General features: G+C 74.2%; 9 protein-coding genes. 4 read left to right on the forward strand and 5 right to left on the reverse strand.

Annotated features, from left to right (window positions below; genetic code table 11):
• Window positions 1–85 precede the first annotated feature (85 nt).
• The 3 genes from HLA93_RS15075 to HLA93_RS15085 form a co-directional block, all read right to left on the reverse strand.
• Window positions 86–724: a class I SAM-dependent methyltransferase gene (locus HLA93_RS15075; RefSeq protein ID WP_222195190.1), complete on the reverse strand. Its 639-nt coding sequence runs from the start codon at window positions 722–724 to the stop codon at window positions 86–88.
• A 4-nt stretch (window positions 725–728) separates the two neighbouring features.
• The gene (locus HLA93_RS15080; protein ID WP_222195191.1) at window positions 729–1,271 is read right to left on the reverse strand and encodes a universal stress protein; all 543 of its coding nucleotides are present in this window, start codon (window positions 1,269–1,271) and stop codon (window positions 729–731) included.
• A 112-nt stretch (window positions 1,272–1,383) separates the two neighbouring features.
• Window positions 1,384–1,812, reverse strand: coding sequence for a DUF5709 domain-containing protein (locus tag HLA93_RS15085; protein WP_222195192.1), 429 nt, complete (start codon window positions 1,810–1,812; stop codon window positions 1,384–1,386).
• Between the two features lie 188 nt (window positions 1,813–2,000).
• Here HLA93_RS15085 and HLA93_RS15090 point away from each other — a divergent pair, with 188 nt between their 5' ends.
• From HLA93_RS15090 to HLA93_RS15105, 4 genes are all read left to right on the forward strand, one after another.
• Window positions 2,001–2,393 (forward strand): cupin domain-containing protein, encoded by a 393-nt coding sequence (locus tag HLA93_RS15090; protein WP_222195193.1) that lies wholly within the window; start codon window positions 2,001–2,003, stop codon window positions 2,391–2,393.
• A 36-nt stretch (window positions 2,394–2,429) separates the two neighbouring features.
• On the forward strand, window positions 2,430–3,341 hold the full coding sequence (locus tag HLA93_RS15095; protein WP_222195194.1) for a Dyp-type peroxidase: 912 nt from the start codon (window positions 2,430–2,432) through the stop codon (window positions 3,339–3,341).
• A 5-nt stretch (window positions 3,342–3,346) separates the two neighbouring features.
• A complete protein-coding gene (locus HLA93_RS15100; protein ID WP_222195195.1) occupies window positions 3,347–3,493 on the forward strand; it encodes a hypothetical protein in 147 nt (48 codons plus the stop codon).
• A gap of 73 nt (window positions 3,494–3,566) precedes the next feature.
• Window positions 3,567–5,303, forward strand: a complete 1,737-nt coding sequence (locus HLA93_RS15105) for a pyruvate dehydrogenase (RefSeq protein ID WP_222195196.1) — start codon at window positions 3,567–3,569, stop codon at window positions 5,301–5,303.
• A gap of 172 nt (window positions 5,304–5,475) precedes the next feature.
• Here HLA93_RS15105 and HLA93_RS15110 read toward each other — a convergent pair whose 3' ends face one another.
• The gene (locus tag HLA93_RS15110; protein WP_222195197.1) at window positions 5,476–5,769 is read right to left on the reverse strand and encodes a hypothetical protein; all 294 of its coding nucleotides are present in this window, start codon (window positions 5,767–5,769) and stop codon (window positions 5,476–5,478) included.
• Between the two features lie 184 nt (window positions 5,770–5,953).
• On the reverse strand, window positions 5,954–6,229 hold a 276-nt coding region (locus HLA93_RS15115; RefSeq protein WP_222195198.1), incomplete at its 5' end, for an HNH endonuclease signature motif containing protein.

Consider the following 6,229-nt stretch of genomic DNA (forward strand, 5'->3'; position numbering starts at 1 on the left):
TTTCGTCGTGACCTGACACGCGTTGCCCAGGACGACGAGGTGTGGCATGCCTCCTGGGGCTGGTGTGACGGATGGGCTGCCCAGCTCAGGGCAGCCGCCACACCGTCGTCCGACGTACCTGCCCGCCGTCGGCGTCCGGGACGTCGTACTCGGCCTGGGCCAGCAGGCCCTCCTTGGGCACGTACGCCCGCCCCGGGTCGCCGAGCAGCACGGTCGCGCCGCGCAGCCAGGCCGCGCCGAGGAAGGGCAGCACCCGGGCGGTCATCTCCCGGTCGTAGCAGACGTCCCCGGCCAGGACGACGTCCACGGCTGGTTCCTCGTCGAGCACGTCCCCGGCGAGCTCGATCCCGGCGACCCCGTTCACCTCGGCGTTCAACGCGACCGCGGCGTGCGAGTAGGGGTCGACGTCGCTGGCCAGCACACCGGCGGCACCGGCCTGGAGCGCGGCGACCGCGACCAGCCCGCTGCCGGCGCCGAGGTCCAGGACCTGCCGGCCGGCGACCAGCTCGGGGTGGTCGAGGACGTGCCGGGCCAGCGCCTGCCCGCCGGGCCAGGCCGCGGCCCAGAACGGCGGGTCCTGTCCCGCTCCCCCGCCCTCGGTCTCCATCGCCTCCCACAGCGCCACGACGTCGTCGGCGACGTGCAGCTGCACCTCCGGCACGAGCGTCGGCCGGGCGAGCCGGGTGTGCGCCCGCAGGAAGTCGGGGGTGGGCTGGTCCGGCACCGGCTCAGTGCTTGCGGTCGCTGCGCACCACGGTCACCGGGCAGGGCGCGTGGTGGGTGACCTGGTCGCTGACCGACCCGAGCAGCAGCCCGGCGAAGCCACCGCGGCCGCGGGCCCCGACGACGAGGACGTCGGCGCCCTGGGCGGCCTCGATCAGGGTGCGCACCGGCGCGGCGTGCACCACGTGGCAGGTGGCGGCCGCGGCCCGCTCCGCGCCGAGGACGCTGCGGACGTCGGCCTCGAGGTCGGCCTGCACCGCCTGCTCGTACTCCCGCATCGGCGGCACGTAGCCGGGCTCCCAGCTGGCCGGCTGCGGTGCGGTGGCGATCCGCCAGGCACGGACGACGTGCAGCGGCCACGACGCGCGCTCGGCCAGCGTCGCGGCCCACGTCAGCGCCTGCTGGGCGCAGTCGGAGCCGTCGTGGCCGACGACCACGCCGCCCTGGACGACCGCGCGGGTGGAGACGTCGCCGTCCGCGGCGGTCAGCTCCGCCGCCGCCTCGTCCAGGTCTCCCGAGTGCACCGTTCCGCCTGGCTGGTCCGTCAACGCCGTCTCCTCTTCCTCTGTCCCGGTCGCACCGGGACGCCGTCGGTCCCCCACAGCCTGTCCTACTGCCCGGCGGAACGGCGCGACCGGACGGGCGGTTCCGCTGGGCGGGTCAGTCCCGGACGACGTGGACGGCGGCCTCCTCGGCCGATGCCGCGCCGCCGTCGACCCCCTCGTCCTCGGCGTACAGCTCGTCCTCGCGGTCGCCCAGGCCCCCGTCGTCCGAGGCCCCGGCGTCACCGTCGGCGAGCCGGCCGGCCCGGTCGTCGCCGACCTCGTCGTCGAGCAGCTCGCCGTCGGTGTCGCTGGCGTCGCCCAGCCCGTCACCCTCGTCGCGGGTGCCGTCGGGGAGCTCGCGGGCCAGCCGGCCGGACAGGCTCTCCCCGGCCTCCTCCTCGCGCTCCGTGGTGCCCCAGTCGTCCGAGGCCCAGGGGCGGTCGGCCGGTGAGAAGCCGGCCGCGTCGTCGTCGGTCTCGACGTCGAGGGTGTCGGAGACCGCCGCGAGGGTCTGCGGGTCGGTGCCGTCGTGCTGGCTGCGCATCTGGGTGCTCCTCCGTCGTCCACGGTGCTGACCCGGGCGCCCCGGTGAGCCCGCCGACGCAGTGTGCCCCCCGCCGGCACCCGGCGACCAGGGGTCTCGGATCGCGCCGCGGGCCGGTCTGGCCTTGACTGATCATGAGCCGGCACGCGCCGGCAGCTCAACGAGTGGATCAAGGAGGAACGGCAGCCATGGAGCACTTCACCATCGCCACCGTCGCCGAGCAGAGCGCCGACTTCCGTCGGGTGCTGTGGACCGGCGAGCACACCCAGCTGGTGATCATGACGATCCCGCCGGGCGGGGAGATCGGCGAGGAGGTGCACGAGGTCGACCAGATCCTCACCTTCGTCAGCGGGACCGCCAAGGCCAAGGTGGGCGGCCAGGAGAAGAAGGTCGCCCAGGGCGACCTGGTGGTCGTCCCGGCCGGCAAGAAGCACAACTTCGTCAACGACGGGGTCAACCCGCTGGTGCTCTACACCGTCTACGGCCCGCCGGAGCACGCCGACAAGGCGGTGCACAAGACCAAGGAGGAGGCCGACGCCCTCGAGGAGGCCGGCAAGGACGAGCCGCCGTCGAACGACTGATGCCCGGCGGGTGCCGGGTCGGGGAAGCTGACGGGCGTGACCACGCAACCGGGCATCCTCGCCCTCGGCACCCCTGAGCACTGCTACCTCGAGCTCGACCTGGAGCCCGGCCGCACCGCGGCGGACCTCGTCCGCGGGGTGGCCGGGCTCACCGGTCCGCTCTCCTCCACCGGCGGGGTCAACCTGGTGGTCGGCTTCCGCCCGGAGCTGTGGGCCCAGGTCGCCCCCGCGGACTCGCCGGCGGACGCGCGCGGGTTCGACGAGCCGATCGTCGGGGCCGGCCGGTACCGGATGCCGGCCACGCAGCACGACGCCTGGGTCTGGGTGGCCGGCGGGGACCGGACGGCGGTGTTCGACAACGCCCGCGAGGTGCTCGCCGCCCTCGCCGGGGTGGCGACCGTCGGCCGCGAGGTCACCGGCTGGCTCTACCGGCACGACCGCGACCTCACCGGCTTCATCGACGGCACGGAGAACCCGTCGCTGCTGCGTGCCGCCGAGGTGGCGGCGGTGCCGGCGGGTGAGCCGGGTGCCGGGGCGAGCGTCGTCCTGTTCCAGGTGTGGCGGCACGACAGCGCGACCTGGGAGTCGCTGGGGACCTACGGCCAGGAGATGAACATGGGCCGCACCAAGCCCGACAGCGTGGAGCTGCCCGACGACGTGATGCTGCCCAGCGCGCACGTCGCCCGTACCACCCTCGAGGTGGACGGCGAGGAGAAGCAGATCTTCCGGCGCAACGTCGCCTACGGCGGGGTCACCGACCACGGGACGGCGTTCGTCGGCTTCGCCCGGGACCGCTGGCGACTGCACGAGATGCTCCGCCGGATGGCCGGGGCGACCGACGGCGTCCGGGACGGGCTCACCAGCTACCTGACCCCGCTGACCGGGGCGTACTACACCTGCCCGTCGGTCGAGGCGCTGGCCCGCTTCGCGCCGCCGGAGGAGGACTGACCGCGGTGACCCACGACCCCGACCGACCGCCGCCCGAGCCGGTGGGTGGCGACCCGGCGTGCTGGCTGGACCAGGTCTGCCCGGCCTGCGGCCGACTGACCGAGCGGACGGCGGAGGGGCGCTGCGCCGCCTGCGGTGAGCCCTGGGACTGACCGTCCATGTTCAGCTCGCCGTCGCCGGGTAGGGGTCGGTCGAGCAACCGACCACGACCGCGAGGAGCTCCGCATGGCCCACCCCACCGTCGCCGTCCAGCTGGTGCAGATGCTCCGGGCCGCCGGGGTCGGACGGATCTACGGGGTGGTGGGCGACAGCCTCAACCCGATCGTGGACGCCGTCCGGCACACCGACGGGATGGAGTGGGTGCACGTCGCCAACGAAGAGGGCGGTGCGTTCGCAGCAGCCGCCGAGGCGCAGGTGACCGGGAAGCTGGCGGTCTGCGCGGGCTCGTGCGGCCCGGGCAACACGCACCTGCTGCAGGGCCTCTACGACGCGCACCGCAGTGGTGCGCCGGTGCTGGCGATCGCCTCGCACATCCAGTCCCAGGAGATCGGGATGGCGTTCTTCCAGGAGACCCACCCGGAGCGGACCTTCCAGGACTGCTCGTCCTGGTGCGAGGTGGTGACCCCGAAGCAGATGCCGCACGCGCTGCGGGTGGCGATCCAGACGGCGATCGGCGAGCAGGGCGTGTCGGTGGTCGTGCTGCCCGGGGACCTGGCTGCCGAGGAGTCCGGTGGTCCGACTGTGGAGTCGGCGATGGTGTCGCACCCCTCGCCCGTGCGGCCACCGGCGGAGCAGGTGCAGGCGCTGGCCGACGCGATCAACGCCGCCGGGACGGTGACGCGGTTCTGCGGGGCCGGCTGCCGGGACGCGCACGCGGAGGTGGTGCAGCTGGCCGGGCACGTGCTGGCGCCGGTGGGCCACGCACTGGGCGGCAAGGAGTTCGTCCAGTACGACAACCCCTACGACGTGGGGATGAGCGGACTGCTGGGCTACGGGGCGGCGCACAAGGCGACGCACGAGGCGGACCTGCTGGTGCTGCTGGGCACCGACTTCCCGTACCCGAACTTCCTGCCGCAGGCGCGGACGGTGCAGGTGGACGCCGACGCCGCGCACCTGGGCCGGCGCAGCCCGATCGAGGTGGCCGTGCACGGGGACGTCGGGGAGACCATCCGGGCGCTGCTGCCGCTGCTGGAGCGCAAGACCGACCGCCGCTTCCTGGACACGATGCTGCGCGAGCACGCCGAGTCGCTGGAGAAGGTGGTGGACGCCTACACGCACCGGGTGGAGGAGATGCGCCCGATCCACCCCGAGTACGTCGCCGCGCAGCTGGACGACCTCGCCGCGGACGACGCCGTGTTCACCGTCGACACCGGGATGTGCAACGTCTGGGCGGCGCGCTACCTGACGCCGAACGGACGGCGGCGGGTGATCGGGTCGTTCCGGCACGGGTCGATGGCGAACGCACTGCCGCACGCCGTGGGCGCGCAGTTCGCCGACCGCGGACGGCAGGTGGTGTCGATGAGCGGCGACGGCGGGTTGGCCATGCTGCTCGGCGAGCTGATCACGGTGCGGCTGCACCGGCTGCCGGTGAAGATCGTGCTGTTCAACAACGCCTCGCTGGGCATGGTGAAGCTGGAGATGCTGGTCGACGGCATGCCGGACTTCGAGACCGACCACGAGCCGACCGACTTCGCCGCGATCGCCGCGGCGGTGGGCATCCCCTCGATGCGGGTCGAGGACCCGGCCGCGGTGCGGGACACGCTGGCCGAGGGGCTCTCCCGGCCGGGGCCGGTGCTGATGGAGTTCGTGACCGACGCGAACGCGCTGTCGATCCCGCCGGCGATCACCGGTGAGCAGATCCGGGGCTTCGCGACGTCGGCGTCGAAGACGGTGCTGGGCGGGGGCGTCGGCAAGATGATCGACCTGGCGCGCGCCAACCTGCGCAACGTGCCCCGCCCATAGACCCGCGTCCGGGATGGGCACGCCACCCGGCATGCCTGCGCGCCTCCCCGCTGCCGGGCTCACGTACCCCCGGCTGGCTGGCCGATGGGCCTTCCGGCGGCCCCGGTCCAGCAGGCGACAGCCGAGCGGGAGCGCCGGTGCTCCGGCGGCCGGGCGGGCCGCCGGGAGCGACTCAGGCGGCCGTGCTCCGGGCGATCGGGGTGCCGTACCAGGTGGTCAACAGGTGTGCACGGACCGAGCCGGGCAGCGCACCCCAGCGGAGCAGTGCGGCACGGGCCGGCAGCGCGCTGGCCGCGGCCAGCTGGCCGAGCTCGCGGACCCGCTCCGGCCGCGGGCTGTGCGGACTGCGGTCGTGCAGCCCGGCAGCCAGCTGGCTGTCGAAGGCGGCGAGGATGTCGGCCTGGTGCGCCGGGTCGAACCACTGCGGGCTCCGCGGCGAGCCCTCTGCCAGGTGATGACGGGTCACACTGCCCTTATCGGCAGGAGCGGACGTCGCTGCGACTCGACCTCAGTGCGGACCAGTCGATCACCACACCAGCCACATCCGCCCCGCTGGTCTCGACGATGGACCGGCGTGTGGGTCAGAACGGTGGTGGAGCGTCGGCATTCGATGGCACCGCACAGCGCAGGCTCCGCTCACGGCGAACCGGTCAGAACGGCGGCGGGTCGTCGGCGTCCGGTGGCGCGCCGGCGCCCACCAGCTGCGCAGCCTCGGGCAGTCGGAGGCCCGGTGGTCTGGTGGTGCGGGTGACCCCGGAGGGGGTGGTGACGTGCAGTGTGCCGTCGGGGCTCATCCGGTAGCGCCAGCCCGGGGCGTGGGTCTTGAGCCGGTGGTGCCGGCGGCACAGGCAGCACAGGTTGGCGCAGTCGGTGGTTCCGCCCTCGCGGTGGGCGCAGACGTGGTCCAGGTCGGTGCGGGCGGCCGG

It is taken from the genome of Modestobacter italicus, from assembly GCF_019799965.1.
Classification (GTDB): Bacteria; Actinomycetota; Actinomycetes; order Mycobacteriales; family Geodermatophilaceae; genus Modestobacter; species Modestobacter italicus_A.